This is a genomic window from Rhodococcus sp. DMU2021, from assembly GCF_019641445.1.
GTDB lineage: Bacteria > Actinomycetota > Actinomycetes > Mycobacteriales > Mycobacteriaceae > Rhodococcus > Rhodococcus pyridinivorans.
This window is the reverse complement of record NZ_JAIFKB010000004.1, coordinates 315,153-340,680: the sequence shown is the minus strand read 5'-3', so window position 1 is coordinate 340,680 and position 25,528 is coordinate 315,153. Positions and strand designations below refer to the sequence as shown.

General features: G+C 69.8%; 26 protein-coding genes. 16 read left to right on the top strand and 10 right to left on the bottom strand.

The window, feature by feature from the left end:
- Positions 1-24 precede the first annotated feature (24 nt).
- Entirely contained in the window at positions 25-834 is an 810-nt protein-coding gene (locus tag K3M35_RS09950) for an alpha/beta hydrolase (RefSeq protein ID WP_220666356.1), read from the top strand.
- Here K3M35_RS09950 and K3M35_RS09945 read toward each other — a convergent pair.
- Both K3M35_RS09945 and K3M35_RS09940 read right to left on the bottom strand, forming a co-directional pair.
- Positions 818-1,576 (bottom strand): IclR family transcriptional regulator, encoded by a 759-nt coding sequence (locus K3M35_RS09945; protein WP_006553387.1) that lies wholly within the window; start codon positions 1,574-1,576, stop codon positions 818-820. The two genes, K3M35_RS09950 and K3M35_RS09945, sit on opposite strands and share 17 nt — an antisense overlap.
- Positions 1,573-3,087, bottom strand: coding sequence for an APC family permease (locus K3M35_RS09940; protein ID WP_220666355.1), 1,515 nt, complete (start codon positions 3,085-3,087; stop codon positions 1,573-1,575). The genes K3M35_RS09945 and K3M35_RS09940 overlap by 4 nt, the downstream gene beginning before the upstream one ends.
- 354 nt (positions 3,088-3,441) lie before the next feature.
- On the opposite strand from K3M35_RS09940, the gene K3M35_RS09935 reads away from it, so the two are divergent.
- The 8 genes from K3M35_RS09935 to K3M35_RS09900 all read left to right on the top strand — a co-directional run bounded on the left by K3M35_RS09935 (position 3,442) and on the right by K3M35_RS09900 (position 9,900).
- Positions 3,442-4,023, top strand: coding sequence for a MauE/DoxX family redox-associated membrane protein (locus K3M35_RS09935; protein WP_220666354.1), 582 nt, complete (start codon positions 3,442-3,444; stop codon positions 4,021-4,023).
- A gap of 21 nt (positions 4,024-4,044) precedes the next feature.
- Complete coding sequence (locus K3M35_RS09930; RefSeq protein WP_006553384.1) at positions 4,045-4,659, top strand: redoxin domain-containing protein; 615 nt, start codon at positions 4,045-4,047, stop codon at positions 4,657-4,659.
- A gap of 102 nt (positions 4,660-4,761) precedes the next feature.
- Positions 4,762-5,430 (top strand): methylamine dehydrogenase light chain, encoded by a 669-nt coding sequence (locus tag K3M35_RS09925; protein ID WP_033097867.1) that lies wholly within the window; start codon positions 4,762-4,764, stop codon positions 5,428-5,430.
- The gene (locus K3M35_RS09920) at positions 5,427-6,728 is read left to right on the top strand and encodes a hypothetical protein (RefSeq protein WP_006553382.1); all 1,302 of its coding nucleotides are present in this window, start codon (positions 5,427-5,429) and stop codon (positions 6,726-6,728) included. The genes K3M35_RS09925 and K3M35_RS09920 overlap by 4 nt, the downstream gene beginning before the upstream one ends.
- Positions 6,725-8,317 (top strand): multicopper oxidase family protein, encoded by a 1,593-nt coding sequence (locus tag K3M35_RS09915; protein WP_220666353.1) that lies wholly within the window; start codon positions 6,725-6,727, stop codon positions 8,315-8,317. Before K3M35_RS09920 ends, K3M35_RS09915 begins: the two co-directional genes overlap by 4 nt.
- A gap of 9 nt (positions 8,318-8,326) precedes the next feature.
- The gene (locus tag K3M35_RS09910; protein ID WP_006553380.1) at positions 8,327-8,668 is read left to right on the top strand and encodes a plastocyanin/azurin family copper-binding protein; all 342 of its coding nucleotides are present in this window, start codon (positions 8,327-8,329) and stop codon (positions 8,666-8,668) included.
- Entirely contained in the window at positions 8,665-8,988 is a 324-nt protein-coding gene (locus K3M35_RS09905) for a cupredoxin domain-containing protein (RefSeq protein ID WP_082937761.1), read from the top strand. Before K3M35_RS09910 ends, K3M35_RS09905 begins: the two co-directional genes overlap by 4 nt.
- Before the next feature lie 60 nt (positions 8,989-9,048).
- On the top strand, positions 9,049-9,900 hold the full coding sequence (locus K3M35_RS09900; RefSeq protein ID WP_006553378.1) for a hypothetical protein: 852 nt from the start codon (positions 9,049-9,051) through the stop codon (positions 9,898-9,900).
- Positions 9,901-9,961: 61 nt separating this feature from the next.
- Here K3M35_RS09900 and K3M35_RS09895 read toward each other — a convergent pair whose 3' ends face one another.
- Positions 9,962-11,539 (bottom strand): TM0106 family RecB-like putative nuclease, encoded by a 1,578-nt coding sequence (locus tag K3M35_RS09895; RefSeq protein WP_220666379.1) that lies wholly within the window; start codon positions 11,537-11,539, stop codon positions 9,962-9,964.
- A 149-nt stretch (positions 11,540-11,688) separates the two neighbouring features.
- Between K3M35_RS09895 and K3M35_RS09890 the strand changes: the two genes are divergently transcribed.
- The 5 genes from K3M35_RS09890 to K3M35_RS09870 are packed head-to-tail and all read left to right on the top strand — an operon-like array spanning position 11,689 to position 15,079.
- Entirely contained in the window at positions 11,689-12,372 is a 684-nt protein-coding gene (locus tag K3M35_RS09890) for a DUF6474 family protein (protein WP_024102631.1), read from the top strand.
- A gap of 35 nt (positions 12,373-12,407) precedes the next feature.
- A complete protein-coding gene (locus tag K3M35_RS09885; RefSeq protein WP_220666352.1) occupies positions 12,408-12,899 on the top strand; it encodes a hypothetical protein in 492 nt (163 codons plus the stop codon).
- Between the two features lie 34 nt (positions 12,900-12,933).
- Positions 12,934-13,605 (top strand): YcnI family protein, encoded by a 672-nt coding sequence (locus K3M35_RS09880; protein ID WP_006553374.1) that lies wholly within the window; start codon positions 12,934-12,936, stop codon positions 13,603-13,605.
- The gene (locus tag K3M35_RS09875; protein WP_220666351.1) at positions 13,602-14,135 is read left to right on the top strand and encodes a copper resistance CopC family protein; all 534 of its coding nucleotides are present in this window, start codon (positions 13,602-13,604) and stop codon (positions 14,133-14,135) included. Before K3M35_RS09880 ends, K3M35_RS09875 begins: the two co-directional genes overlap by 4 nt.
- Before the next feature lie 5 nt (positions 14,136-14,140).
- Positions 14,141-15,079: a copper resistance D family protein gene (locus K3M35_RS09870; RefSeq protein ID WP_064060569.1), complete on the top strand. Its 939-nt coding sequence runs from the start codon at positions 14,141-14,143 to the stop codon at positions 15,077-15,079.
- A gap of 4 nt (positions 15,080-15,083) precedes the next feature.
- Here K3M35_RS09870 and K3M35_RS09865 read toward each other — a convergent pair whose 3' ends face one another.
- The 7 genes from K3M35_RS09865 to K3M35_RS26120 form a co-directional block, all read right to left on the bottom strand.
- A complete protein-coding gene (locus K3M35_RS09865) occupies positions 15,084-15,722 on the bottom strand; it encodes a UdgX family uracil-DNA binding protein (protein WP_006553371.1) in 639 nt (212 codons plus the stop codon).
- A 19-nt stretch (positions 15,723-15,741) separates the two neighbouring features.
- Positions 15,742-18,924, bottom strand: a complete 3,183-nt coding sequence (locus K3M35_RS09860) for a carboxyl transferase domain-containing protein (protein ID WP_220666350.1) — start codon at positions 18,922-18,924, stop codon at positions 15,742-15,744.
- Between the two features lie 72 nt (positions 18,925-18,996).
- Positions 18,997-19,749, bottom strand: a complete 753-nt coding sequence (locus K3M35_RS09855) for an ABC transporter permease (RefSeq protein WP_220666349.1) — start codon at positions 19,747-19,749, stop codon at positions 18,997-18,999.
- Positions 19,750-19,786: 37 nt separating this feature from the next.
- Positions 19,787-20,371: an isopentenyl-diphosphate Delta-isomerase gene (idi, locus tag K3M35_RS09850; RefSeq protein WP_064256886.1), complete on the bottom strand. Its 585-nt coding sequence runs from the start codon at positions 20,369-20,371 to the stop codon at positions 19,787-19,789.
- A gap of 52 nt (positions 20,372-20,423) precedes the next feature.
- Entirely contained in the window at positions 20,424-21,392 is a 969-nt protein-coding gene (locus tag K3M35_RS09845; RefSeq protein ID WP_220666348.1) for a phytoene/squalene synthase family protein, read from the bottom strand.
- Positions 21,385-23,004: a phytoene desaturase family protein gene (gene crtI / locus K3M35_RS09840; protein WP_039583614.1), complete on the bottom strand. Its 1,620-nt coding sequence runs from the start codon at positions 23,002-23,004 to the stop codon at positions 21,385-21,387. Before crtI ends, K3M35_RS09845 begins: the two co-directional genes overlap by 8 nt.
- Positions 23,001-23,132: a hypothetical protein gene (locus K3M35_RS26120; RefSeq protein WP_257605954.1), complete on the bottom strand. Its 132-nt coding sequence runs from the start codon at positions 23,130-23,132 to the stop codon at positions 23,001-23,003. The genes crtI and K3M35_RS26120 overlap by 4 nt, the downstream gene beginning before the upstream one ends.
- A 177-nt stretch (positions 23,133-23,309) precedes the next feature.
- Here K3M35_RS26120 and K3M35_RS09835 point away from each other — a divergent pair, with 177 nt between their 5' ends.
- Together K3M35_RS09835 and K3M35_RS09830 are read left to right on the top strand one after the other, a co-directional pair.
- Complete coding sequence (locus K3M35_RS09835; protein ID WP_019290393.1) at positions 23,310-24,083, top strand: DUF427 domain-containing protein; 774 nt, start codon at positions 23,310-23,312, stop codon at positions 24,081-24,083.
- Positions 24,080-25,501 (top strand): DHA2 family efflux MFS transporter permease subunit, encoded by a 1,422-nt coding sequence (locus K3M35_RS09830; protein WP_006553364.1) that lies wholly within the window; start codon positions 24,080-24,082, stop codon positions 25,499-25,501. Before K3M35_RS09835 ends, K3M35_RS09830 begins: the two co-directional genes overlap by 4 nt.
- Positions 25,502-25,528 lie beyond the last annotated feature (27 nt).

The following is a 25,528-nucleotide window of genomic DNA, read 5'->3' as shown; positions in this document are numbered from 1 at the left end:
GCGCACATGCGTTAGACCGGACCCATGCGGATCGTTCTCGCCGTGGTGCTCGTCGTCGCGCTCGTCGGCGTCGCCGGGTGGGCGCTGCAACGACGCCTGATCTACCTGCCCGACAGCTCCAATCCCCCGTCCGCCGCGACCGTCCTGCCCGGTGCGGAGGACGTCGTGCTCACCACCTCCGACGGTCTCGCGCTCGACGCCTGGTTCGTGCCCGGTCGCGCTCCCGACGGCCCCGGAGCCGGCTTCACGGTTCTCCTCGCTCCCGGTAACGGCGGCAACCGACTCGGCCGCGTCGACACCGCCGCCGACCTCGCCGCGGCGGGTTTCTCGACGCTCCTGTTCGACTACCGCGGGTACGGCGGCAATCCCGGCGCCCCCACCGAGGAGGGTCTCGCCGCCGACGCCCGCGCGGCCCTCGAGCATCTCCGTTCACGCGACGACGTCGACCCCGCCCGGGTGCTGTACTTCGGGGAGAGCCTCGGCTGCGCCGTGGTCACCGCGCTCGCCGTCGACGAACCTCCCGCCGGGATGCTGCTGCGCTCGCCGTTCACCGATCTCGCCGCCGTGGCCCGGCACCACTATCCCTTCGTGCCCGCCGCACTGTTGAAGGACGAGTTCCCCGTCGCCGAACTCGTCGGCCACATCGACGTGCCGATCACGGTCGTCTACGGCACCGCCGACAGCATCGTCCCGCCGGCCCAGAGCTCGGCAGTCGCCGATGCCGCCCGATGGCTGCACGAGCGGGTCGAGCTCGACGGTCTCGAACACAACGATCCGCCGATGTTCGGCGCGCCCGTGGTGGACGCACTGATCCGGCTCAGAGCAGGCCTGTGAGCCTGGCGGAGCCGTCGACGAGGAATCTCACCAGATCGGGATCGGGTTGCACCTTCGCGGCCGACCCGTGCAGGTACAGGCCGCCGACGACGAAGGACGACGAGTCGCGGATCGGGACGGCCAGCGCCGCCCTGCCCAGCCGGGTCTCCTGGCACTCCTTCGCGTAACCGGACGAGATGATGTCGCGCAGCTCCCGCGCCAGCGACTCGCGCTCGCACATCGTGAACTCGGTGAGCCGGCGAAACTCGGCATCCGGAGCCGCCCCCGGCACGTGTGCCAGCATCAGCTTGCCGATGGCATTGGCGTGCAACGACTTCGACAGCGTGGTGATGGCGACGATCTCGTGGTCCGGATCCTGGTCGACGAAGCGGAGCCGGCTCCCGGCGAAGGACGCGACGTGCAATCCGAAACGCGTGCACCCCCGCAGGTCCTCCATCACGTCGTGGAGCGACTCGGACGGGGTGGATTCCGCTGCGGCCTGGGCGAGTTCGGCGGTGCGACGACCGAGCGCGAAACCCGACAGGTCGGGGACACGCACGAGATAGCCGTCCGCCACGAGCAGGTTCAGCATCCGGTAGGCGGTGGCGGGAGGCACTCCGGCGAACGCGGCGATCTCCTTGGCGGTGGTGCCGGGACCGAGCTGTGCGACGGCCTCGAGCATCCCCAGCGCCTTCTGCACGGCGTGGGGTTGTCGTCCTCCGAAAGTAGTCTCGGAGGACCGGATCGGCACGTGGGCGGTCACATCCGCTCCTCCTGTATGCCCCCCGTGACGATCCGCGGCCGCCCGTGCTCGTCGAGGACCAGTGTCCCCGCACCCGGCAGCAGATCCGAGGTCTCGACGGTGTCGAATGCTCCGATCGTCGCGAGGCTCTGCGGGCGGAGCCGGCGCAGCACCGCGCGCCAGACGGGTCCCGACACCAGGAGCGCGACGAGCGCCACCGGCACGACGAGCAGCGAGTGCGTGACCCCGTCGACGGCCGTGGCCACCAGCAGACCACCACCGAGCAACGCGACGAACACCGCCGCGACCCGCGTCCACGTGGTGTCCTCACCGATGCGGTGCAGGAACCGCAGGGATGCCACCGCGACCAGCGTGTACGCCGCGACCAGCGCGACCTCGACGACACCGTCGAAGACGGACGAATCCGCTTCCGCCACCAGGGTGTACAGGACGGCACCCGCGACACTCACCGCGACGAACGTCGTCACCGCGAGGTAGGGGGTGCGCAGGGTGCCGTGTACGCGGGCCAGAGCGGACGGCAGCACCCGTTCGACACCCATCGAGTACAGGAGCCTCGAGCCTGCCTGTGCGCAGCCGAGTGTCGACGCGAACCACGAGCACGCCATGCCCGTCTTCACGGCGAGCACGACCGCCCACGACGCACCGGAGTCGACACCGTCGAAATACGCTCCGATGATGAGCGATCCACGCCCTGTCAGCGAGGCGACGGCCGTGAAGACGAACAGCGCCCCGACGACGAGAGGGGTGATCAGCACCGTCCGGCTGACCGTGACGAGCGGCCGACGGGCCTCGGGCCCGAAGAACGCCGCGCTCTCGAATCCGGCCATGGACAGGACGGTCATGAGCGCCAGGAAGGGCAGCAGGCTCAGCGGTGAGACCGGCAGTTCGCTTGTCGTCGTTCCGCCCGCCGGCGCGACCAGCATCGTCGCGACGATCAGTACCAGCGAACACGTTTCGACGAGCAGGATCGCGCGGGTCGCGAACCGCACGCCGCGGATCGCGATCAGGGCGACGACCCCACCGAGCACCGCCGCCGTCACCAGCCACGGTCCCGTCCCCGGAAGATTCAGTCCCACAAGCTCACCGAGATCCAATACTGTGCGTGCTCCCTGGGCCAGCACGGAGATCGAGATGCCGAGATATCCGACGATGAGCGCCGTGCCCGTCACGAGCGCCGCGCGCGTACCGAGTCCCTGGAAGACGAAACTGTAGAGCGAACCCGCCGCGGCCAGGCGTCGCGTGAACTGCGTGATGCACCATGCGACCAGCACGACGACGCCGGTCGTCGCGGCGATGGTGAGCACACCCCCGAGTCCCGGAGCGCTCACGGTCATCCACAGGGCGATGAACACCATTCCGGTTGCGGGAGCGATCGTCGACAGCGACTGCCCGATCAGATCGAGCTGGGACAACTGCCGGCGGCCGAGCGCATGCAGGGGTGAGCGCACGTGATCCCCGATGGGTTCCGCGTCCTGCGCGCGGTCGATCGCCGCCCGGAGTGCTGACGTCACGGCCGTGGTCCTTTCACTGGATTCGTCCGGACGCTAACCCCGTTCTGTTACAGCCGCATTACCTGCGCGAACACGACGTGCCGTCCAAGTGGGAATCCGCTCGCAGAGGCGATGCGAGGTGCATCACGCCACCGCCTTCCGCGCGGACTCGGGCGAACGCAAAACCCCACGTCGCCGAGCCCCGACGTCCCTGAATTCGAAGGCTCGCGTTCTCGTTCAGGGTGTCCCCGTTCGTTTCTCCGGCGTCGCACGCCCGACTCGAGACCGCAGCAGGATGTGTCCATCCCCACCTGCGAGGGATCCGCCGGGACCTCGACGAGGTCCCGAAGCGAAACGGAAGGAGTGGTCGCACACATGCTGTGGGTGCTGATCGCATCGATCGTCGGAGGCACGCTGTTGCTCGCCGGCATCCCCAAGACCCGGGACCGCCAGGGTCTGCTGCGCACGGTGCGCGGGTACAAGCTGCTGCCTGCGCCGCTCGAGGACGCGGTGTCGTTCGCGCTGCCGTGGGCCGAGATCGTCCTCGGTGCCGCGCTCATCACCGGCATCGCCGGACGATGGGCGGCCGCAGGCGCCGCACTGCTGTTCCTGTGCTTCTTCGGCGGCCTGACGATCAACCTTCTCCGAGGCCGTCGTGACCTCGACTGCGGCTGTTTCGCATTCGATTCCCACGACATCCCGCGGATCGGGTGGTTCCACGCGGTGCGGGCCGGTGCGTTCGTGCTCGTCTCCGCAGCCCTGGCCCTCGTTCCCGCCGGCGCACCGTCGCTCGCCGAGCACCTCCTCGCCGTCGCGCTCGCCGCACTGGTGCTGGTCGTGGTCGTCACCGCGGTGCAGTTGCGGTCGATCGTGCATCCGGGCCGACGCCCGGTCGACGACCACCTGACGAAGGCCTCGATCGAACTTCGTGCCGCCTCGCCCTTCTCGCGGTACTGACACATCCGAACGGAGAAATCTGTGAACACCTTCCTGCTGATCGCGGTCATCGTGCTGGCCGTCGCCGTCGCGGCACTGTTCCTCATGCTGCTCGCCCTCGCCCGCGAGATCGGGCGCGTGCAGGTGCGTCTCGGCCCCCTCGGCGCCCGGATGATGGACACCGGCCCGAAGATCGATCAGGTCGCTCCGAGCTTCCGCGGCCTGCAGGACCACCTCGGCCGCGAGGTCGGCGTCGGTGGCCACCGCGACAAGGCGCAGCTGCTGCTGTTCACCGCGCCGTCGTGCTCGACCTGCAAGAGCCTGCTGCCCGGCGTCAAGGCGATGGCGAAGGCGGAGAAGGACCTCGAGGTCGTCATCATCTCCGACGGCACGCCCGAGGAGCACCAGAGTTTCCTTGCCGGTTCGGGTATCGGTGCCGAGCTCAGCTACGTCGACGCCCGCGATGTGGGCATCGCCTACCAGGTGGGCACCACTCCGTACGGCGTGATCCTCGACGAGCACGGCAAGATCCAGGCCAAGGGCCTGTGCAACCACATGGCGCAGGTCGAATCCCTCCTCAACGCACTCGAATCCGGCACGCCCTCGCTGCAGCACCTGCACGAGGCAGCCAAGACTCGCGCCGCAGCCGGTCTGTGATCTGCGAGCGCCGACCGCCCCGTCGGTACGGGCGGAATCTCATCCCCTTCTCGAGATCGGAGTACGTCGTTGGACCTCAGACCCTCATCCGGGGAACCGGAGATGCACGAGAATCGATATCCGGTGGACGAAGCCACCGTCAAGGAACAAGCCGAATGGATGGCCGGCCGCGGCGGATCCTTCATCGGCCGCACCGGCCGCAGGATGTCCGAGCGGGTCTCCCGCCGTTCGGTGATCAGCAAGATCGGCCGGTGGACCATGGGTGTTTCCGGTGTGGCACTGATCAGTTCGCTGCCCGTCACCCGCACTGCGCTGGCGCAGGAGCCGCCGGCTCCGACCCCCGCCGAACCCGAACCGCTCGTTCCGGTCTACGACGGCAAGGACCCCGCCGAGTGCGAGTACTGGCGCTGGTGCAACATGGACGGCACCTCGTGCGCGGCCTGTAACGGCGGCGGTGTCACCACCTGTGCGCCGGGAAGCCGTCCCGGAGCGGAGTTCTGGGTTGGATGCTGCACGCATCCCGACACCGGTAAGACCTACCTGATCGCCTACTACGACTGCTGTGGTGCACCGTCGTGCTCGAACGCCTTCTGCGGTGAACCCGACATGCAGGCCATCATGTACAACCCGGTCTCGGGCAGCTTCGACCAGGAGATCATCTGGTGCGTGTCCGACGAATCCCAGTCGTACACCTGCACGATGGCACCGATCATCGGTGAGGACTGCCAGACCCGTCCCGCCGCACGACCGAAGGTGGGCGCCGGATCATGAAGCGCACCCAACGGGCGGTCGCCGCGACCGTCCCGCTCGCTCTCGCACTGTCCCTCGCGGCGTGCTCGAGCGACGACGACTCCTCCTCCGCGGCGGGCGAGGTCACCTACCCGACCGTCCCCTACACCACTCCCGGTGAGGGCATCTCCCTCGGTCACGACGATCAGGAGATCGGCGACACCATCCCGGAACCCGTGCATGTCTCGGAGATCCAGCCCGCGAGCGAGAACGACCTGCTTGCGGTCCTCCGGACTCCGGGCGGGCTCGAGATCGGTGTGAACGTCCTCGACCCGGTCACCGGTGTCGCGGGCAGTCGCATCGTCGTGGGTCCCGGCATCTGGGATCCGGTCATCCACGGGTTCGTCGGCGAGAGTTCCTCGGACCCAGCGGTTCTCGCCGCCGAAGTGTGGCGGCCGCGCGGTTCGCGCGGCCAGGCCGACTTCACCGTCACCACCTACTCGGGCGACCTGCTCGAGCCGGACGAGATCGAACTGCCCGACTACGCCCGCGCGCACTCGCGTCCCGGGTCCAGTGCCGTCACCTCGGACGGGAAGTACTTCGTGACGTGGGACGACGGCCTGTACGGCGTCCGCGTCGTCGATCTCGAGGCCGGCAAGGAGAGCGGCGCGCTGCAGATCATCGGGTGCGGTCCGTTCACCTGGCTCGTCGACCACAAGCTCTACAGCGTGTGCGAGGACACCCGCGAGCTGATCCAGATCTCCATCGACGATGCCGGTGTCCCCACCGAGACGGCGCGCACGAAGGTGCTGCCCGACGACTTCGTCAGCAACCGCAAGGTGACCTGGGCCGCGGACGCGAAGAAGGCACTGCTCGTCGGCGCGACCGGCGACGTCTTCGTCTTCGACTTCTCGAACGGTCTGCCGGAGGATCCCGTCGCTCCCATCGGGAACGCCGGACAGGACGGCGGCCGCTTCGCGGAGAACGCCATCAACAACACCGGCGACCGGATCGCGATCGAGTACACCGACAGCGAGATCCATCCGCACTCCGCGCGCGGTGGCGACATCGTCACGATCGAGCTGTTCGACGCGACCGGCCTCGCTCCGATCCGCACCCTCGATCTCGCGGCACTGGGGATGACGGACATCGCGTCCATGGCCTTCTCCGTGGACGGATCGATCCTGTATGTGGTCGGTTCGGGCCCCGAGGTCGACGGCGAGTCGGCCCAGCGCATCGTCGGTGTCTCGGCGAGCGACGGCACCGAGGTCAGTGCCGCCGAGGTCACCGGCACCGTCGACGACATCCGTTCGCTCCTGACCCCGCAGGTGATCCGATGACACGACCCGGTTCCGGGCTCGTGCTCGCTCGCCGACGCTTCCTCCGCCTGGGCACCCTCGGTGTCGGGGCGGTGGGGCTCGGCGCGCTCGGGTTCGGTGCCACCGCCTGCAGCTCCGGTACGTCCGGACAGGAGGCGGTGGCCACCGAGCTCGACTACATCCGTCCCACCGATCCCGAGGTGGCCGCGGCCGAGGCGGCCCGCGCCACCTCGGGGGCGACGGCAGCCTTCGCGCTCGCTGCGGGGGTGGGCGCCGTGGACCTCGGTGGGCGGATCGTGAACACGTGGACCTACGGCGGGGCCGCCGTCGCACCCGAGCTGCGGTTGTCGAAGGGCGACCGGGTGCGGGTGTCGGTGGACAACGGGCTTCCGCAGGAGACCACGCTGCACTGGCACGGCATCCGGATCCGCAACGACATGGACGGTGCGGCTCCGGTCACGCAGGAACCGATCGGCGCCGACGGTGGCCGGTTCGAATACGACTTCATCGCACCCGATCCGGGCACCTACTGGTACCACTCGCACAGCGGACTGCAGGCCGACCGTGGTCTGTTCGGGGCTATGATCATCGAGGACCCGAACGACGCCACCGGCGCGGACGCCGACGCGGTGCTCGTGCTCGACGACTGGGTCGACGGTCTGGGCACCACCCCCGACGCGGTCCTGGCCGCGCTCAACCCGCAGGTCGCCGGGCACGGTCATGCCGGGCACGGCTCGGGGCCGGCCGAGTACACGGACGCCGATGCCTCGGTGGCGCAACAGATCACGTCGGCGGGCCACGGGGACTCCGTCCCGCTCGGCGGCATGACCCAGCACATCGCGTACCCGCTGCACCTGATCAACGGGCGTCCGCCGAACGATCCCGCCGTGGTGGAAGCCGCTGCGGGGCAACGGTTGCGTCTACGGGTCGTCAACGCGGCCGCGGAGACGCCCTACCGTTTCGCCGTGGCCGGTCACGAACTGACCGTCGTCGCCGTGGACGGCTTCGACGTGCAGCCGACGACCGCCGACACCGTGATCCTCGGCATGGCGCAGCGGGTGGACGTGCTCGTCACAGTGCGTTCCGGTGCGTGGCCGATCGTGGCGAAGGTCGAGGGGCGCGACGGCTACGCGTCGACCGTGCTGCGGTCCCACGACGCGGTGCCGATGTCGAACCCCGATGTGGGATGCGACATTCCGGAGCTGAACGGGCGACTCGTAACCGAGAGCGAACTGCGGCCCGCCGAATCGGTACTGCTCGAGAAGCGGGACGTCGACCGCGACTACCGCGTCGAGCTGATCCAGGCCGGCGACCGCTACGTGTGGGGCATGGCCGGCCCCGACGCCGGCCGACTGGTGATGAAGGAGGGTGAACGGATCCGGATCACGATGGTCAACTCGTCGCCGATGTGGCATCCCATGCACACCCACGGCCACACCTTCGCCGTACCGGGTTACGGCGGTCTGCGACGCGACACCGTCAACGTGCTTCCGGGGACCGAACTCGCCATCGAGTTCGACGCGGACAATCCGGGCGAGTGGATGTTCCACTGTCACAACGCCTATCACTTCGAGGCAGGAATGACCGCGAATCTGCGGTACATCCGGTGAGGACGAGATATGAAGAAGTTTCTTTCCGCGGTCGCGGGCACGACACTCGCGATGGGACTGCTGACCGGATGCGGCAGTGCGGACGCCGACGAACCCGCGGTCGTCATCGAGGTCTCCAACATGTCGTACAGCCCCGCATCGGTCACCATCGAGAAGGGCCAGACCGTGCAGTGGCACTTCGACGACTCGGGACTGCCGCACGATGTGGCGGGCGACGGACCGCTCGAAGGTGACCTGAAGAGCGAACTGCTCACCGAGGGCACCTACGAGTACACCTTCGACGAGGCCGGCACGTTCACCTACCACTGCACGCCGCACCCCGCGATGGTCGGCACGATCATCGTCGAATGATGCGGATCCGGTGGGGGGTGGCCGCGTTCGCGATGCTGGCCGCGACCTGGTGTGCCGGCTCCCCCACCGGGCCGGACGCGGAGATCGTCGTGCGCGACGTGCACTTCGCGCCGGTGGACGTGACCGTACCGGTGGGCGGCACCGTCCGGTGGACGTTCGACGACGGCGGGGTCCTGCACCACGTCGGATCGGAGGGCGAGTTCGACAGCGGCATCATCCCCGAGGGGAGCTTCGAGCACACCTTCACGACGCCGGGCGTCTACGAGTACCACTGCTCGGTCCACCGGTACATGACCGGAACCGTCACCGTGACCGGTTGACGGACAACGCCGTCCGCCGTCCGGTCGTATCCGTAAGCACCACAGCAAAGGAGCATCCCGATGACAGAAACACTCGTGCGTGAGCCTCTGGCTCACCCGCCCCTCGGAGTCGACGTACCGGAGATACGCCCGACGCTCGAGAGCGCCGTCGCGAAGAAGACCCGCGGCGGCCTGATCGCCGGTGCCGCGGTGGTCGGCGCCGCCGCCGGTCTCGTCGCGGCCGCCTCGACCCCGACGGCCATGACCGCCGCGGTGATCGCCACCGGCGCGGTGACCGCACTGGCCGCCAACTGGTCGACCTGCGGCATGTCGGTGGCCGGCGTGGTCGCCGCACCGAAGCAGCCGGGACGCCGTGGGTCGTCGACCCCGATCCGCCGGCTCGGCTGGCACACCCTCGGATCGCTCGCGACGGGCATCCCCACCGGCGCGCTCTTCGGTGCGCTCGGCGCGCTCGTGACCGGCTCGGTGCCGTGGGCGTGGATGCTCGCGGCCTGGGGCGTGATCGCGCTCGGTTACGGCCTGCACGAGCTGGGCATGATCACCCTGCCGACGCCCATGCGGCGTCAGCAGCTCCCCCGCCACCTGCGGCGCACGATGGCGCCGTGGAAGGTGTCGCTGCTGTTCGGTGCGCTCATCGGCCCCGGCTTCATGATCTTCATCCGGTCCAGCGCGTACTACCTGCTGGTCCTCGGCGTGATCGCCTCGGGTTCGCCGGTGCTCGGCGCCGCGATGTTCGCAACCGTCAGCCTCGGCCGCTGCATGCCGAGCGTACTGGCCATCCTGCACACCCACCGCGGTGGTTCGATGCCCGGCTTCCTGTCGGCGATGTGCGTCGTCGACCGTCGTGTCCAGACCCTCACCGGCGGTGTCCTCATCGCCCTGGCGGCCTTCGCTCTTGCCGCACTGGTCTGATCTCCCGTGCGTGGTTCCGGTGGCCGAGGCCGCCGGAACCACGCACGTGGCATGCTCTGCGCTACAGGTCCTCGACGAACGGGATGTCGAGCACCGCACGATCACTCATCCACTCGCGCAGGACCTTCGTGGCGATCACGTCGTCCTCGTTGTACTCGAGCAACCGCACACGCTGCGCCGGATCGGGCTCGCCCGCCATGCCCACGGCCTCGCGGTACCAGCTCATCGACGCCTCACCCCCGGCCTCGGCGTCGCGCCAGTGATGCCCCGCGATCGGTGCGATCTTCTTCAGCCCCTTGCCGTTCGGACACACGAACTGGTCGGTGACGGCCTGGAAGATGTCGACCCACTCGTCCGAACCGATGAACGCCTTGACCTCCGCGAGCTCCGGCACACCCGGGAAGCCGTGGAACCGCCGCGCCGACGACAGCAACCACTTGTCCTCCGCCGACCGCGAATAGCAGTAGGCCGCAAAAGTCTTCCCGCGACGTTCGGCCGCGCGCCGCTGGTCCGACAGCCAGCGCCAGAACTCGGCGAACGAGCGTGCCTCGTCGTCGGTCGGCACGGGCTCCCACGTCGCGAACGGGATGTACTCGGAGGACGATCTCGAATTGAGCAGCGTGCCCCACAGATAGGCGCCGTGCTCGTGGTAGCTCTCCATGTCGATGTCGACCTCGACGTCGGCGCGGTGGACGTGCACGTGCCGGTAGCGACGCACGAGCGGCGCACCGGCGATCCACGCCCGCGCCGTGACGATCGCGTCCTCGAACGAACCCTGCGGCCACGCTTCCGGTTCCCCGCCCTCCCACCGGGCGAGGCCGTCGATGGTGTGCACCTCGAGTTCGCGCAGCACGGCGGCACGTTGCCCCGGCGCGACGAGCGACACATCCCGGGTGACGGTGAGTTCGGCGCGGCAGCGGTCCCACCACGGGCAGGTCTTGCACTCGCCGACCTGCGACGGCGCCGTCGGAGTGAGACCCCGCGCGATCTCGAGTCGGTCCGCCAGGCGGGCGTCGTAGTCGTCGAGGATCTGGTCGAGATCGTGCACGAGGATGCAGTCGCCGCCGTAGCCGATCGCGCCGGCGACCTTCGCGGGGCTCGCAAGTCCGTGACGTTCGAGCATCCGGTACAGGTGCGCGAGGCGCATCTGGTCGCGCACCTGACTGCGCACCTTGCGGGTCTCGTCGACAGCGGGTGCCCACGCGAACAGATCGGTGGTGAGCGCGCCGTGTCCGGGATCGGTGACCTTGTGGTTGACGACGATCACCGGGATGTAGCCGCCGTGTTCGGCGTCGCGCAGCAGGATCTCCGAGCGGCCGCGGCGTCCGGTGTCGGGTTCGCTCGGCAGCACCGCACCCCAGATGCGGTCGGCGCCCGCGCGGCACGCGTCGAGTGTGCGCTCGGCGCGCTGCGACATCGGTCCTTCGGGGGCGACGAGCACCCACCCGTCCGGGTCGGCGTCGAACAGCGTCTGGCGGATCGCCTCGCGATGCGCAGCCGCCGCCTCCTGGCGTTGCCGCGCACCCGGATTCTCGGGTGCACCTGCGAGTTCGTCGGGGAAGGTGGCGTCGAGATAGACCCGGTGGCGGCACCTCGTCAGCGCAGCGGCCTCGAGGGAGACGGCTGTGCGCTGTGACACTCCGCGTCGGGGCCGCGGTAGTTCTCCGGTTGCGTCCACGACATTCCAGGGTATTCCCTGCACAGGCGACGGCTCGCAGCAGCACCGTCACGTTAGGCTGACGCGGGGCGCCGGAGCGTCGTGTCGTACCGAATGGAGGGTGCTGTTCGATGGGGTTGTTCACACGGAAGCGTCGCGCGACTCGCAGGGCGGAAGCGAAGGCGCTGAGGACCAAGGCGAAGATCGAGGCCAGACTGGTCGCGAAGAATCGGCTCGAGAACGACCGGCGGGCAGCGAAGGCCAAGGCGAAGATCGACAAGAAACTCGCGAAGTCGCAGGTCAAGCTCGACCAGGAACTCGCGAGGTCGCAAGCCAAGGTCGAGAAGGAACAGATCGCGACCCTCAAGGCACAGAAGAAGGCCGCCGAGAACCAGGGGCTCACCGCGGCGAAGGTGCGCCGTTATCTCGGCGTCGCGCGTCTGCTCGCGCCGGTGCTCGTCCCGATCGTCTACCAGGCCGTGACGGCGCTGCGCGGTCAGCTCGACTCGCGTCGCGCGCAGCAGCTCGGGGTGCCGATCGAGGAACTGGGTTCGTTCACCGGTCACGGTGCCCGGCTCAGTGCCCGCATCGCGGGTGCGGAGCAGTCGCTCGCGAAGGTCGAGCAGCGCAACCCCAAGGACGCGGAGACGCAGAAGTTCGCCACCGCGACCCGCGAACGTCTCACCGATCTGACCGCCGCCGTGCAGACGGCCGAGCAGATGCCGGCCGCGCGCCGGAAGTCGGCACACGCGGCGATCTCGTCGGAACTCGACGGCATCGAAGCGGATCTGCTCGCGCGCCTCGGCGTGCGCTGACGCGGCCTGCACATCAGGAACGAGCACGACCGACAGTGACCAGGTATCCGACCGTTCTCGGCACCACCGCGGGCATCGCCACCGCGGTGCTGGCGGTGGCCGCCCACGGCGCCGCCGGCGGTGGTGTGCCGACGGGACCGGTCGCGGTACTGCTGGTCGCGGTCGCGGCGATCGTCGGGATCCTCGGCGCGCACCAGCCGTCGCTGTCCCCGCTCGTGCTCCTCGCCGGTGGGCAGGCGGCCACGCACGTCGCGCTCACCGTGCTGGTGCCCGGTCACGAACACCTGTCGGTGTCCATGCTGGGCGCCCACATGCTCGCCATCGCCGTGTGCGCGGTGCTGCTCACCGCCGCGGCCCACGTGTACGCGGCGTGCGGCACCGCGCTGCGGGTCGTGCTGCTGCGCGGCCCCCGGGTCGCCGCGCCCGCCGTGCTCGCCCCGACCTCGTCGACCGACCGGCTCGTGTGGGGACGTGCACCCCCGGCCATCTCGCGGAGAGGACCACCGCTCGCCACGGCTGCGCTGTGACGATCGATCCTCCAACCACGAGAAAGACCCATACATGTTCGAGTTCTCCCGTCGCGCCCTCGTGGGCGCGACAGCAACCGCTGCGCTGATGGTCGCGGGCGCCGGCATCGCTTCGGCCCACGTCACCGTCGTCGCACCCGGAGCCGAGCAGGGCGGTTACACCGTCCTGACCTTCCGGGTCCCCACCGAGTCCGAGACCGCCGGCACGACCGCCCTCACCGTCGAGCTTCCGGGGCTGCGCTCGGCGCGCACCGAGCCGCTGCCCGGCTGGACGGCGACCGTCGAGAAGGATCCCGAGTCGCAGCTCGCGACCTCCGTGACGTGGACCGCCGAACCGGACGTGCAGGTCGGGCCGGGACAGTTCCAGCAGTTCGTCCTGTCCGTCGGGCCGCTGCCCGAGGAGGACGAGATCGCCTTCCCCGCGATCCAGACCTACAGCGACGGCGAGGTCGTGGCGTGGGACGAGATCACGACCGGCGACGAGGAACCCGAACGTCCTGCCCCCAGCCTGACCCTCGCGGCGAGCAGCGGCGACGGGCACGGCGGCAGTGGTGACGCGCACGCCACCGAGACCGAGCAGACCGCCGGCGCGTCGGAGGACACCACCGACAGCACCGCGCGGTGGCTCGGCGGTATCGGCCTGGTGCTCGGTGCGCTCGGCGCCGCACTCGGCCTCGGCGCCGTGATCCGGGGGCGGCGGGCATGAAGCGCATCCTCGTTCTCCTCACCGCGTTGATCGCGGCGCTGACCCTGTCCGTCGGTTCCGCAGCCGCCCACTCGGTGGTGCTGTCGAGCTCGCCCGAGGACGGCGAGCAGATCGCCGAGGCACCCGATCGGGTGACCGTGACGTTCAACGAGAACCTGCAGGAGCAGTTCGCGGCTCTGACCGTCGTCGGGCCGGACGGCAACCTGTGGTCGAAGAGCGACCCGATCATCGAGGGTGCGAACGCATCCGTCGAACTAGACGGTCTCGGCCCCGTGGGCGAGTACACGATCGCCTACCGGGTGACCTCCGCCGACGGACATCCCGTCAGCGGAACCCTCACCTTCACGCTCACCCAGGAGGGAACCGGCACGCCCGGTGAAGCGGCGTCCGGTGACACCGCGACCGGCGAGACCGGCGCGGAGTCGGGCGAGAGCGACAGCAGCGGACCTGCCGTGTGGTGGTTCGTCGTCGCAGGTGTCGTCGTGGTCGCCGCAGGTCTCGCCTTCGCGCTGCGCAAGCCGAAGGCCTGACCCGCATGATCCCGGAACGCCGGCAGTGGCTCGTCGTGGCCGCTGCCGGCGTTGCCTTCGGAACCGTCGCGGGCATCGCCGTGGCCGGTTCCCTCGCCCTGCCCGCCCCCTCGAGTTCGGTGCGGGCGATCGGGCTGTGTGTCGGCTCGACCGTGCTCGGACTCGCGGTCCTGGCCGTGATGGTGCAGCGGCAACGCCGTCCCGCGGTTTCCTCCGACACGCTGTGGCGGACGATCGCCACGCTCGGCGGTGTCTGGCTCGTGCTCGCGAGCATCGACCTCGCCTGGGCCGCGTCCACCGCGGCCGATGTTCCCGCCGCGGACCTGGATGTGGGGCGGTTCGGGCAGTTCGTCGGCACCACCACGGGACGCGTGGATGCGGCGGCATGGGTGTGCATCGCCGCGATCGTCGTCGTCGCCGCTGTGGCGTACCGCCGGTCGGCGGCGTGGTCCACCCTGCCGGTGCTCGTCGCCGCGGCGCTCGCGTTGATCGCCCGGCCAGTCACCGGCCACATGGCGCAGCAACCGCTGGGGTCGCTGTTCAACGCCGTGCATGTGCTCGCGGCCGCGGTGTGGTTCGGGGTGCTCGTGGCGCTGGCCGTCACCGTGCGGGGCCGCGGAGCGTGGGCGGAACTGCTGCCGCGCTACTCGCAGCTGGCCCTGCGGTGCGTGGTGGCGTTGGTGATCACGGGCGTGGTCGACGCGGCGGTACGGCTCGGCTCGGTCTCCGCACTGCTGGGCACCGGCTACGGACGCGTCGTGCTCGCGAAGGCAATCGTGCTGTGCGCCCTGCTGGGGCTCGCGTGGAACTGGCGGCGCAACTGGCTCCCCGCTGCCGCGTCCCACCGTCTCCCGGAGGAGGAGTCGCTGCGCAACGCCGTCCTCGAGGTGTGCGCGATGTCGGTGGCGCTCGGGCTCGCGGCCGGATTGGCGACCACCGGCTGAGCCGTCACAACGTGGCCGCTCGTTCCAGGTCCTGCACGAACGAGCGGAACATGTCGTCGCGCTGCGATTTCGCCCGCAACACCGCCGACGGGTGCACGGTGACGACCACCGCCGGATCGCACGACCCGCACAGCTCCTCGGGCAGGTGCAGGACCTCCCCGCGGTGCTGCGTGAGCTTGAAGTCCTTACCGAGCAGCGACTGCGCGGCCGTGGCTCCGAGGCACACCACCACGTCGGGGCGGACGGCGTCGAGTTCGGCCTCGAGCCACGGCCGGCACGCCGCGACCTGCCCACCCGACGGTTTCTTGTGGATGCGTCTGCGGCCGTTGGCGGACCGGTCGAAGCGGAAATGCTTGACGGCGTTGGTCACGTACACCGTCCCGCGATCGATGCCCGCGCGTTCGAGGGCCTTGTCGAACAGGTGCCCCGCGGGCCCGACGAACGGTTCTCCCGCGAGGTCCTCCTCGTTGCCCGGTTGTTCGCCGACGAAGAGCATGCGTGCGTCGCGCACCCCTGCCCCGAAGACCGTCCGCTCGGCGGCCTTGTAGAGATCGCATCCCCGGCATCCCGCGGACGCGGCGGCGAGTTCGGCGAGGTCGCGGCTGTCGGGTACGTACTCCTGTGCGCCGGGATAGGTCACCATGGCTGTCGCATACCCGGCTTCACCGCGGTTGCACCAGTCGCTCGATCCAGGCGCGGCTGTCGGCGGGGTCGATGACGTCGTCGAGTTCGAAGCTCGTCGCCGCTTGCAGGGCCTTGCCCTGCTGGTAGGCGAGGGCGACGAGCCGGCCGAACAGCTCCTCGCGCTCCCGGGGTGTCTCCGCGGCGTCGAGTTCCTTGCGGAATCCGAGACGCACGGCCCCTTCGAGTCCCATTCCGCCGATCTCCCCCGTCGGCCACGCGACGGTGAACTCGGGTGCGTGGAAAGATCCGCCGGCCATCGCCATCGCGCCGAGGCCGTAGCCCTTGCGGAGGATGATCATGCCGAACGGGACCGTCAGGCGTGCGCCGGCGACGAAGAAGCGCCCGAAGCGGCGCACGGTGGCGTCCTTCTCCGATTCCGGTCCGACCATGAATCCCGGTGTGTCGCACAGACTCACCACGGGCAGCCGGTGCGATTCGCACAGTTCCAGGAAGTCCGCGGCCTTGTCGGCGGCCTCGGCATCGATCGCCCCACCGAGGTGGGTGCTGCTGTTGGCGAGCACGCCGTAGGAGGCGCCTTCGACGCGCATCAGGGCGGTGACGATGCCGACGCCGTAGTCCGGGCGCAGTTCGAGCACCGATCCGAGGTCGGCGATCGCGTCGATCGCCGACCGCACGTCGTAGGCGCGGAGACGGTTCTCCGGCACCACATGTCGCGCGAGACGCGGGTCTGGTGCCTGCCGGTCCTCGTGCGGCGCGGTGAAGTACGCGAGATATCGCCGGGCGACGTCCACGGCGTGCGCCTCGTCGCGCGCCGCGACGTGCACGACGCCGTTGCGGCGTTGCACGTCGATCGGCCCGATGTCCTCGGGGCGGTGCACGCCGAGTCCTCCGCCCTCGATCATCGCGGGGCCGCCCATGCCGATGTTGGCGTCGGGGGTCGCGATGAGCACGTCGCACACCCCGGCGAGCGCGGCGTTGCCCGCGAAGCAGCGGCCGGAGACGACCGCGACGGTGGGCACGCGTCCGCGCAGCGACGCCATCGAGCGGAAGGTGGGCAGGTCGAGGCCCGCACCGGAACCGGCGTCGACGTCCCCGGGTCGCCCGCCACCACCCTCGGCGAACAGCACGAGCGGCACCCGCCGCCGGGCGGCGAGTTCGAGCAGCCGATCGGTCTTGCGGTGGTTGTTGCGGCCCTGGGTACCTGCGAGGACGGTGTAGTCGTAGGACATCACGACCACCTCGGCCCCGCCGATCCGTGCGGTGCCGCCGACAAGTCCGTCCGCCGGGGTGTTCGCGATCAGGTCCTCCTCGCTGCGGCGGCCGCGCTGGGCGGCGAGGACGAGCGGTCCGTATTCGACGAAGCTACCGTCATCGACGAGGTCGGCGATGTTCTCGCGCGCCGTGCGCCGGCCCCGCCCGTGCCGCTTCGCCACGATCTCGGGCCGCGCCGCATCGGTGGTGACCTCGTGCCTGCGGCGGATCTCGTCGAGGTCGGCACGGTCGGCGTCGAGGTCGGCCGCGGCGATGTCGTCCGTCGCGGTGTCCGTGTCGAGCACGCGGACCACCGCGAGCACGGTGCCCGGCTCGACGGTGCGTCCCGGCTCGACGAGCACACGTTCGACCACGGCACTGCCCGGTGCCCGGATCTCGTGCTGCATCTTCATCGCATCGAGCACGGCGAGCGGCGCACCGGCCGGAACGGTGTCGTCCGCGCGAGCGATCTCCACGACCGTGCCGACCATCTCGGCGTGCACCGCCTGTTCGTCGGCGCGCAGATCCGTGTACTCCACCGGTGCGGTCGGGGCGGTGTCGACGAAATCCGCGAGCCGCTCCCCCAGCCACGTAGTGCGGACATTGCCGGACCGGAACTCCTTGTCGTCCAGGATCTTCTGCAGGAGGTCGCGGTTGGTGCCGACACCGTCGACGATGAACTCGCCGAGTGCCGTCGACGCCTTGCGCAGCACGGCCGCGCGATCGCCGGAACGCACGTACGCGACGACCTTGGCGAGCAGCGAGTCGTAACGTCCGGTCACCTCGAGGCCGGGCCGGCCGTGGGTGTCGACGCGGATGCCCGGTCCGGTGGGTGGCGTGAACGCGGTGAGCGTCCCGGCTGTGGGCAGGGCGATCCCGTCGGCGCGCGGCGTCTCGGCGTTGACGCGCACCTGCACCGCGATGCCCTGCGCCGCCGCAGGACGTCCGCCGATCTTCTTGCCGTCGAAAGTGATTCCTTTCGGGAGACCGAGTTCGTCGAATCCCGTCCCGCGAGCGATCGCGAGCTGGGTCGCCACGAGATCGACGCCGGTCACCTCCTCGGTGACGGTGTGCTCCACCTGGATCCGGGGGTTGACCTCGAGGAACACGAAACCGTCGTCGTGGACGAGGAATTCGACGGTGGACAGCCCGTGGCACCCGACCTGCCCGATCAGCCGGACCGCCGCGCCGTGCAGCGCCTCCCGCAGGGCGTCGGGCAGGTCGGGCGCGGGTGCGATCTCCACGAGCTTCTGGTGCCGGCGCTGCACGCTGCAGTCGCGATCGCCCAACGCCACCGCGCGGGTACCCGACCCCGACTCGGCGGCCACGACCTGCACCTCGACGTGGCGGGCATGCTCGACGAGCACCTCGGCGTACAGCCGGTCGTCGTCGAAGGCGGCGTGTGCTTCGGCGGCGGCGAGCCGGAGCGCCTCGTCGAGATCGGCGGCATCGCGGACCACGCGCATGCCGCGACCGCCACCACCCGACAGTGCCTTGACGACGATCCCGCCCGGACGGTCGCGCAGGAAGGCCCGCACGGACTCCGGATCCGTCGTCTCGACGGCAGCGGTCACCGGGATGCCGAGTTCCTCCGCCACCGAGCGGGCGGCCCGCTTGTCGCCGAGGACGCGCAGTGCTTCCGGGGACGGCCCGACGAAGGTGAGTCCGGCGTCCGCACAGGCCTGCGCGAAGGCGGCGTTCTCGCTGAGGAATCCGTAACCGGGATGCACGAGCGTGCATCCGGTCGCTCGGGCGACCCCGACGATCGCCCCGGGGTCGAGATAGGCCGAGGGACCGGACTCCGGTAGGGCCTCGGCTCGCGTGGCGGCGCGGACGTGCGGAGCGTCGGCGTCGTCCGCGGCGTGGACGGCGAGGGTGTCGAGTCCGAGGTCCCCGGCCGTGCGGACGACACGCAACGCGATCTCACCCCGGTTGGCTACGAGCAGCATCGACGATCCTTCCCTCGGCAGCGGTTGTATCAACTCCTACTCCGGTCGGCACCCGCACCGCAGACCGCCGTCTCACGCAACGACCACGGGACGGTGGCGCAGGGCGCGACCGAGACCGAGCGCCATCAGCACGGACGTGATCGACGCCGTCGCCATGATCGCGGCGAGCACGACCACCTGGAACCGTCCGGCCTCCACCGGCGACAACCCGCCGAAGATCGCGCCGACGAACGCCCCGGGCAGCGTCACCAGACCGGTCGTCTTCGTCTGGTCGGTCGACGGAATCATCGCCGCGTGCACGGCGAACCGGGCGGGTGAGAGCGTCGCCTGCCGCATGGTCGCGCCGAGCGCCAGCCAGCCCTCCACCTCGGACCAGTGGTCGTCGACGGTGTCGTGAAAGCGGCGACCGGCGAGGGCCGCGACCGTCATGGTGTTGCCGATGATGATGCCGCCGAGCGCGAGCGCGTAACGTGGGGTGGCCTCCACCGCGCCGGTCGCGAAGACGACACCCGCCGAGACGAGCACGCCGGTCAGCATCGCGGCGGCCGTCACCCCGCGCACGACGGCCTCGCTCCCGATCCGCCGGCAGGCCGTCCACCACGCGACGGTGAACATCACGACGAGCACCACCGCGACCCACCGGGCGTCGGTGATGACGCCGGAGAGCACGACGCTGATGAGCGCGAGTTGCACCGCGCCGCGGGCGATGGCACCGACGGGCGCGAATCGGTGCGGGACCCGGAACGCCCACAGCACCGCCGACGAGATCACGGCGAGGGCGAGGATGCCGATGATCGTGGGGATCAGGACGGTCGGGTCGATCACAGGGTCGACGTTAACGTCCCGGTCGCCGGGTGAGGCCCTATCGTCGCTCGGGCGCGGCGTGCGGCAGATCCGCGGTGGACGCCACGGGCCAGTGCAGCGGATCGGGGCCGAGCGTGCGGAGCTGCTCCACCTGCTCGCGGCACCACACCGACACCTCACGGCGTCCCTCGACGACGTCCTCGGAGAACTCCGTCCAGTCGGCCCATTCGGTGTCGTGCACCTCCGACGGTTCGGGGGTGGGCGCCGGCCCGTCGTAGAGCACGCGGAAGACCGGGCAGATCTCGTTCTCGACGATGCCGTTGTCCATCACCGCCCGGTAGCGGAAGGACGGCAGGACGACCTCGATGTCGTGCACGTCGAGCCCGAGTTCCTGACGCAGCCGGCGGCGCACGGCCTCGATGAGCGGCTCGTCGGGCGCCGGATGACCGCAGCAGCTGTTCGTCAGGACACCGGGGAAGGTCGACTTGTCCAGGGCGCGCCGGGTGAGCAGAACGTTGCCGTGGTGGTCGAAGACGTACGACGAGAAGGCGAGGTGCAGCGGGGTGTCGGTGGTGTGCACCGTGGCCTTCGGCTCGATCCCGACCGCGCGGCCTGCGTCGTCGAGCAGCACGACCTGTTCCATGTGATGTCCTGTTCTGTATTCGTGTCCGAATGCCGGCTCGGCCGGTCGGGCCTCATCGGCCGAGCGGCGCGGTGGGCATCCCCAGTCTCGACCGTGAACGCAGCGTGGTCCAACCGGCCGAGGCCAGCCGCGGTGCCGCCACCGACAACCGCCGGCGCCGCGACACGCGTGCGCGCTGGTGGAGTACCCGGTATCCGCTCTCCTCCACCGCCCGCAGGATGTCGCCGTAGAGGACGAAGGCGGTCCGCATCGCGGGACGCACCTTCGGGTCGAGCAGGTCGATGCCCGGTTCGGCCACACGGTAGATCGAGCGGGTGTGCGCGATCAGGTGCGCGAGGGCGCGTTCGAACCGCACGTCGCGCTGTCCGGTCCGGCGGCAGTGCCACAGCAGGTCCTCGTCCACGTCGAAGGCGGCGAGGATGTCGGTGGGCAGGTAGATGCGGTCGCGGTCGAGGTCCTCACCCATGTCGCGGATGAAGTTGGTGAGCTGGAAGGCCTCACCGAGTGCGGCGGCGGGAGCCTCGGCCTGTTCGCGTTCGCCCTCGATCCCGAGGATGGGCAGCATCTGCAGCCCGATGACGGCGGCCGAGCCGTACATGTACTCTGACAGTTCGTCCATCGTGCGGTACCGCGACCGGAACAGTTCGGTGCCGGGGATGTCCATCCGCATCGACCGCAGGAAGGCGTAGTAGTACTCGTGCGGGATGTCGTACCGCTGCGTGGTGTCGACGAGGGCCCGCAGCACGAGACCGAATTCGTCGTAGGTCGGCGGCCTGCCCCCGAGCGCGTCGGACAGACGGCGTTCGAGCGCGTCGAGAACCGGTGCCGCGTCGACCGGTTTCACGTCGACGATGTCGTCGACCATCCGCGCGAAACCGTAGAGGGCGTGCACCCCGGCCCGTTTGGACGCCGGGAAGATGCGGGTCGCGAGGAAGTAGGTCTTGCCATGGCGCCGGTTGAGCTCACGGCACAGTTGATACGCCTCGTGCAGATCGGGATCGATCCCGTCGAGTTCACCCATGGGCAACCGCACCTGCTTCCATCGGAATCGACATCGTCGTGAGCCCGGCAGTCGCGCCACCGGAGATACGTTCTGCGGCAAGACGTCCGGAGATGATCACGGTCGGGACGCCGACACCCGGCGTGGTACCCGACCCGGCGAGGACGACATTGTCGACGCCGTGCACGAGGTTCGGGCGGCGGAAGGGCCCTGTCTGCCGGAACAGGTGCGCCGCCGAGAAGGGGCTGCCGTCGAGCATGCCCTTGTCGGCCCAGGTCCGCGGGGTGTCGATGTGGTCGACTCGCATCGAACTCGCGAGTCCCCGATAGCCGCGCTGCTCGAGGACCTGCTGGATCTCCCGCATGTACGGCCTGCCGAGTCGGCCCCAATCGAGGGGTGCGGCAGCGAGATTCGGGCACGGCGCCAGCACCGAGACCGGTTCGCACTCGACACCGCCGCGCACGACCCGCAGGGACGGATCGGTCACGGCAGGTCGCGTGATGAGCAGGGACGGATCGGCCATCAACCGGCCGCGGCCGCGCGGGGCGGTGATCCGCGCGAAGGTCTCCGCCCACTCCTCACCGAAATCGATGGTGTGGTGGGAATCCGGCCAGGCCTGTGTCACCTCGGTGGGCACCGTGCCGTGGAAGACGACGGCCGAGGGCGACGCGACGGTGGCGCTGCGGGCGCGGCGGCGCGGCGGGACCCCGGCGCGCAGCAGCAGGTCGTCGACCACGGGCAGGTCCACGGTGAGGACGACGGCGTCGGCGGCGAACTCCCGGCCGTCCGCGGAACGCACGCTCTTCGCGCGGCCGCCGTCGACGCGGAGTTCCGACACCTCGACCCCGGTGTGCACGGTGCCGCCGTTGCGGACGAGCGCATCGACCATCGCGGCGGCGATGGTGGACATGCCGCCCTTCGGAAAGTAGACGCCGAGCGAGGTGTCCATGTGGGCGATGGCGCCGTAGACCGCCAGGGCCGTCGACGGTGCGGTGCCCGCGTACAGGGCCTGGAAGGTGAAGATTCGCCGGAGCCGGTCGTCCCGGATGAACGACCCGACGCGCGATCCGAGCCGGCCGAAGCCGCCGAGCCGGACGAGGTTGGCGGTGTCGCGCAGCGCCGCGGGTGTCGACACGAGGTCGAGCGGCGAATCGAAGTTGGAGTCGATGTAGCGGTCGAACTCGGCGTCGAAGATCGACGCGAGCCAGCGGCGCAGCCGCCGATATCCGCCGGCCTCCTCGGAACCGCACACGCGCGCGATCTCGGCGGTCATCTCGTCCGGATCGGAGTACACGTTCAGGGCGGTGCCGTCGGCGAAGCGCGCGTGGTAGCCGGGTGCGAGCGGGGTGAGGTCGAGCGCCGGGATGGTCGAGTCGAAGGATTCCCCGACGGCCGCGAGCGCGTCGGCGATGAGGTTCGGCATCGTCAGCACACTGGCGCCGTTGTCGATGTCGTAGAGATGCCGCCCGTCCTCGAACACCGGGTACGTTCCCACGCGACCACCGACCGTGTTCTCGCGTTCGAGGACGGTGACGCGCTTGCCGGCACCGGTGAGGTGGAGCGCCGCGGACAGTCCCGCGAGGCCCGCACCCACCACGACGACGGACTCGACGGAGCCGCCGACCGACCTCACGCCTTGCCTACCTGCGCGCGCGGGGTCGTCTGCTCGGTGCGCGTGCGCGCTTCCATGAACAGCTGGAGGAAACCTGCGGACGGGTGCGGGTGCCGATTCTCGTTCTGCCGGGCTTCGTAGTTGGGCATGATCGGTCTTCCTCTGGTCGTCGCCTGAGCGGCGTGGACGTGCGTAGTGGTTCGTGTCGGTCGGTTCGGGTGACGGCCCTCACGCCGTCTCTCCCCGTATTCGGAGCCCGTCGTCGAGCGGATGGGTCGGGTCTGCGGATTCGTCCCGGGCGTGGACGGGCGCGATACGGTCGAGGTATGGCTGCCCGCAAGACCGCTGTACTCCGACGGCCGTCGGAGACCGACGACTACCTCTACGAACCCGTCGATCGCAGGATCAGAGGTGAGTGGTTCGGCCGGACGGTGGTCGACAGCACCCGGGCCGTGCTGGTGTGGGCACCCGGCAAGCCCGTTCCGTTCTATGCCTTCCCCCGCGAGGACGTCCGGCTCGACCTGATCGCGGCCTCCCTGTCACCGAGCCGCTCCCGGCAGGACGTCTGGCAGTGGTACGACATCGTCGTCCGCGACCATCGGGCCTATTCACCGGTCTGCCAGCTCGACGTCGACGGTCTCGACGACCGTCTCGTCTTCCAGTGGTTCCGGTGGGGCGAGACCGGGCCGGGCGACGACGTCGACGAGGGCGAACGGTGGTTCGAGGAGGAGACCGAAGTGTTCACCCATCCACGCGATCCCTATCACCGCGTCGACGCCCTGCGCAGCTCCCGGCACGTGCGGGTGACCATCGGCGACGTCGTGGTCGCCGAGACCCGCAACCCCGTACTCGTGTTCGAGACCGGCCTCCCGACCCGCTACTACCTCCCTCCCGAGGACGTCGACTTCTCGGTGCTCGAGGAATCCGAGTGGCGGACGAGCTGCCCCTACAAGGGCGTCGCCCGATACTGGTCGTTCTCCGGCACACCGCCTGCCGAGAACGTCGCATGGTCGTATCCCGAGCCGTTCCCCGGCATGGAGCCCATCGAGGGATACGTGTGCTTCTACGACGACGCCGCGGAGATCACGGTCGAGGAGTGAGTGCGTCGGCTGCGGGACGCAGCGCTGCCCCGATCCCCGAGCCGCGGGCCTGGCGCGCACTGGCGGCCCTGTGCGTGGGTCTGTTCATCACCCTGCTCGACCAATCGCTCGTCGCGGTGTCGCTGCCGCGTATCCGCGAGGATCTGGACGCGAGCATCAACCAGGTGGTGTGGGTGTCGGCGGCCTATCTGCTGACCTTCGCGGTGCCGCTGCTGGTCACCGGTCGTCTCGGCGACCGTTTCGGTCAGCGCAACGTCTACCTGGTGGGCATGGCGATCTTCACGGCCGCGGCCTTCGCGTGCTCGATGGCTCCGACGATCGAGTGGCTGATCGCGCTGCGTGCGGTGCAGGGGCTCGGCGGGTCGCTGATCAACCCGCAACCGCTGAGCATCATCCACCGGATCTTCGCGCACGACCGGCGCGGTGCGGCCACCGGTGTGTGGAGCGCGGTGGCCAGCTCGGCGGGTCTGTTCGGGCCCGTCCTCGGTGGGGTGCTCGTCGGTACCGGTGGGTGGCGGTGGGTCTTCTTCGTCTACATCCCGCTGGGCCTGATCTCTCTGGTGATGGTCGCGCGGTACGTGCCGAAACTGCCGACCGGGGCGCGTCGCATCGACGTGCTGAGCGCCGTCGTCTCGCTGGTCGCGGTCACCGGCGTGATCTTCTCCCTGCAGCAGGGTCCCGATGTCGGCTGGACCGTGTGGGTGTGGGTCGTCCTCGGTATCGGGATCGTGGCGTTCGGGGTGTTCGTGCGTCTGCAGCGGACCGCGGTGGCCCGCGGCACCGAGGCGCTGGCCCCGCTCGGGTTGTTCACCCGCCGCAACTTCACCCTCGGGGTGACCGCCGTGGCGACGCTGGGTTTCACGGTCTACGCCGTGAACCTGCCGATCATGCTCTACCTGCAGGTGGGTCAGGGACTGTCCGCGCAGGTCGCAGGTCTGATGCTGGTACCGATGGGCGTGATCTCGGTGATCATGGCGCCCTTGATCGGGCGGGTCACCGATCGGGTCGCGCCGGGCCGGATCTCCCGGATCGGTTTCTCCGCGATGATCGCGGCGATGCTGTCGTTCGGTGTGGCGATGCATCTCGAGGCCACCGTCGGCTGGCTCCTGATCCCGATCGTGCTGCTCGGTTTCGCGAACTCGTTGTGCTGGGCCCCGAACTCGACGATCGCGTTGCGCGACCTGCCCGGTGACCTCGTAGGCGCCGGATCGGGTGTGTACAACACCGCCCGGCAGGTCGGTGCGGTACTCGGTGCGGCCGCCCTCGGTGCGGTGATGCAGATGGGTGAGGGGACGCTCGGGTTCGGTGCCGCGATGGGCAATGCGGTGTTGCTCCCGGTGGTCTTCCTCCTGGTGGGACTGGTGGCGGTCTCCCGTTTCCGAGAGAGTTCCACCGTCACCAGCGCAACGGGTGCGTGAGCAACCGTCATCGGCGCAACGGGTGCG

Coding starts and splice junctions, on each gene's coding strand:
- K3M35_RS09920 (WP_006553382.1), top strand. CDS start 5,427: ATGAAGCGCACCCAACGGGCGGTCGCCGCGACCGTCCCGCTCGCTCTC.
- K3M35_RS09875 (WP_220666351.1), top strand. CDS start 13,602: ATGAAGCGCATCCTCGTTCTCCTCACCGCGTTGATCGCGGCGCTGACC.
- K3M35_RS09865 (WP_006553371.1), bottom strand. CDS start 15,722: ATGGTGACCTATCCCGGCGCACAGGAGTACGTACCCGACAGCCGCGAC.
- K3M35_RS09890 (WP_024102631.1), top strand. CDS start 11,689: ATGGGGTTGTTCACACGGAAGCGTCGCGCGACTCGCAGGGCGGAAGCG.
- K3M35_RS09880 (WP_006553374.1), top strand. CDS start 12,934: ATGTTCGAGTTCTCCCGTCGCGCCCTCGTGGGCGCGACAGCAACCGCT.
- K3M35_RS09905 (WP_082937761.1), top strand. CDS start 8,665: ATGATGCGGATCCGGTGGGGGGTGGCCGCGTTCGCGATGCTGGCCGCG.
- K3M35_RS09835 (WP_019290393.1), top strand. CDS start 23,310: ATGGCTGCCCGCAAGACCGCTGTACTCCGACGGCCGTCGGAGACCGAC.
- K3M35_RS09935 (WP_220666354.1), top strand. CDS start 3,442: ATGCTGTGGGTGCTGATCGCATCGATCGTCGGAGGCACGCTGTTGCTC.
- K3M35_RS09925 (WP_033097867.1), top strand. CDS start 4,762: ATGCACGAGAATCGATATCCGGTGGACGAAGCCACCGTCAAGGAACAA.
- K3M35_RS09910 (WP_006553380.1), top strand. CDS start 8,327: ATGAAGAAGTTTCTTTCCGCGGTCGCGGGCACGACACTCGCGATGGGA.
- K3M35_RS09915 (WP_220666353.1), top strand. CDS start 6,725: ATGACACGACCCGGTTCCGGGCTCGTGCTCGCTCGCCGACGCTTCCTC.
- K3M35_RS26120 (WP_257605954.1), bottom strand. CDS start 23,132: ATGCCCAACTACGAAGCCCGGCAGAACGAGAATCGGCACCCGCACCCG.
- K3M35_RS09845 (WP_220666348.1), bottom strand. CDS start 21,392: ATGGGTGAACTCGACGGGATCGATCCCGATCTGCACGAGGCGTATCAA.
- K3M35_RS09870 (WP_064060569.1), top strand. CDS start 14,141: ATGATCCCGGAACGCCGGCAGTGGCTCGTCGTGGCCGCTGCCGGCGTT.
- K3M35_RS09860 (WP_220666350.1), bottom strand. CDS start 18,924: ATGCTGCTCGTAGCCAACCGGGGTGAGATCGCGTTGCGTGTCGTCCGC.
- idi (WP_064256886.1), bottom strand. CDS start 20,371: ATGGAACAGGTCGTGCTGCTCGACGACGCAGGCCGCGCGGTCGGGATC.
- K3M35_RS09900 (WP_006553378.1), top strand. CDS start 9,049: ATGACAGAAACACTCGTGCGTGAGCCTCTGGCTCACCCGCCCCTCGGA.
- K3M35_RS09950 (WP_220666356.1), top strand. CDS start 25: ATGCGGATCGTTCTCGCCGTGGTGCTCGTCGTCGCGCTCGTCGGCGTC.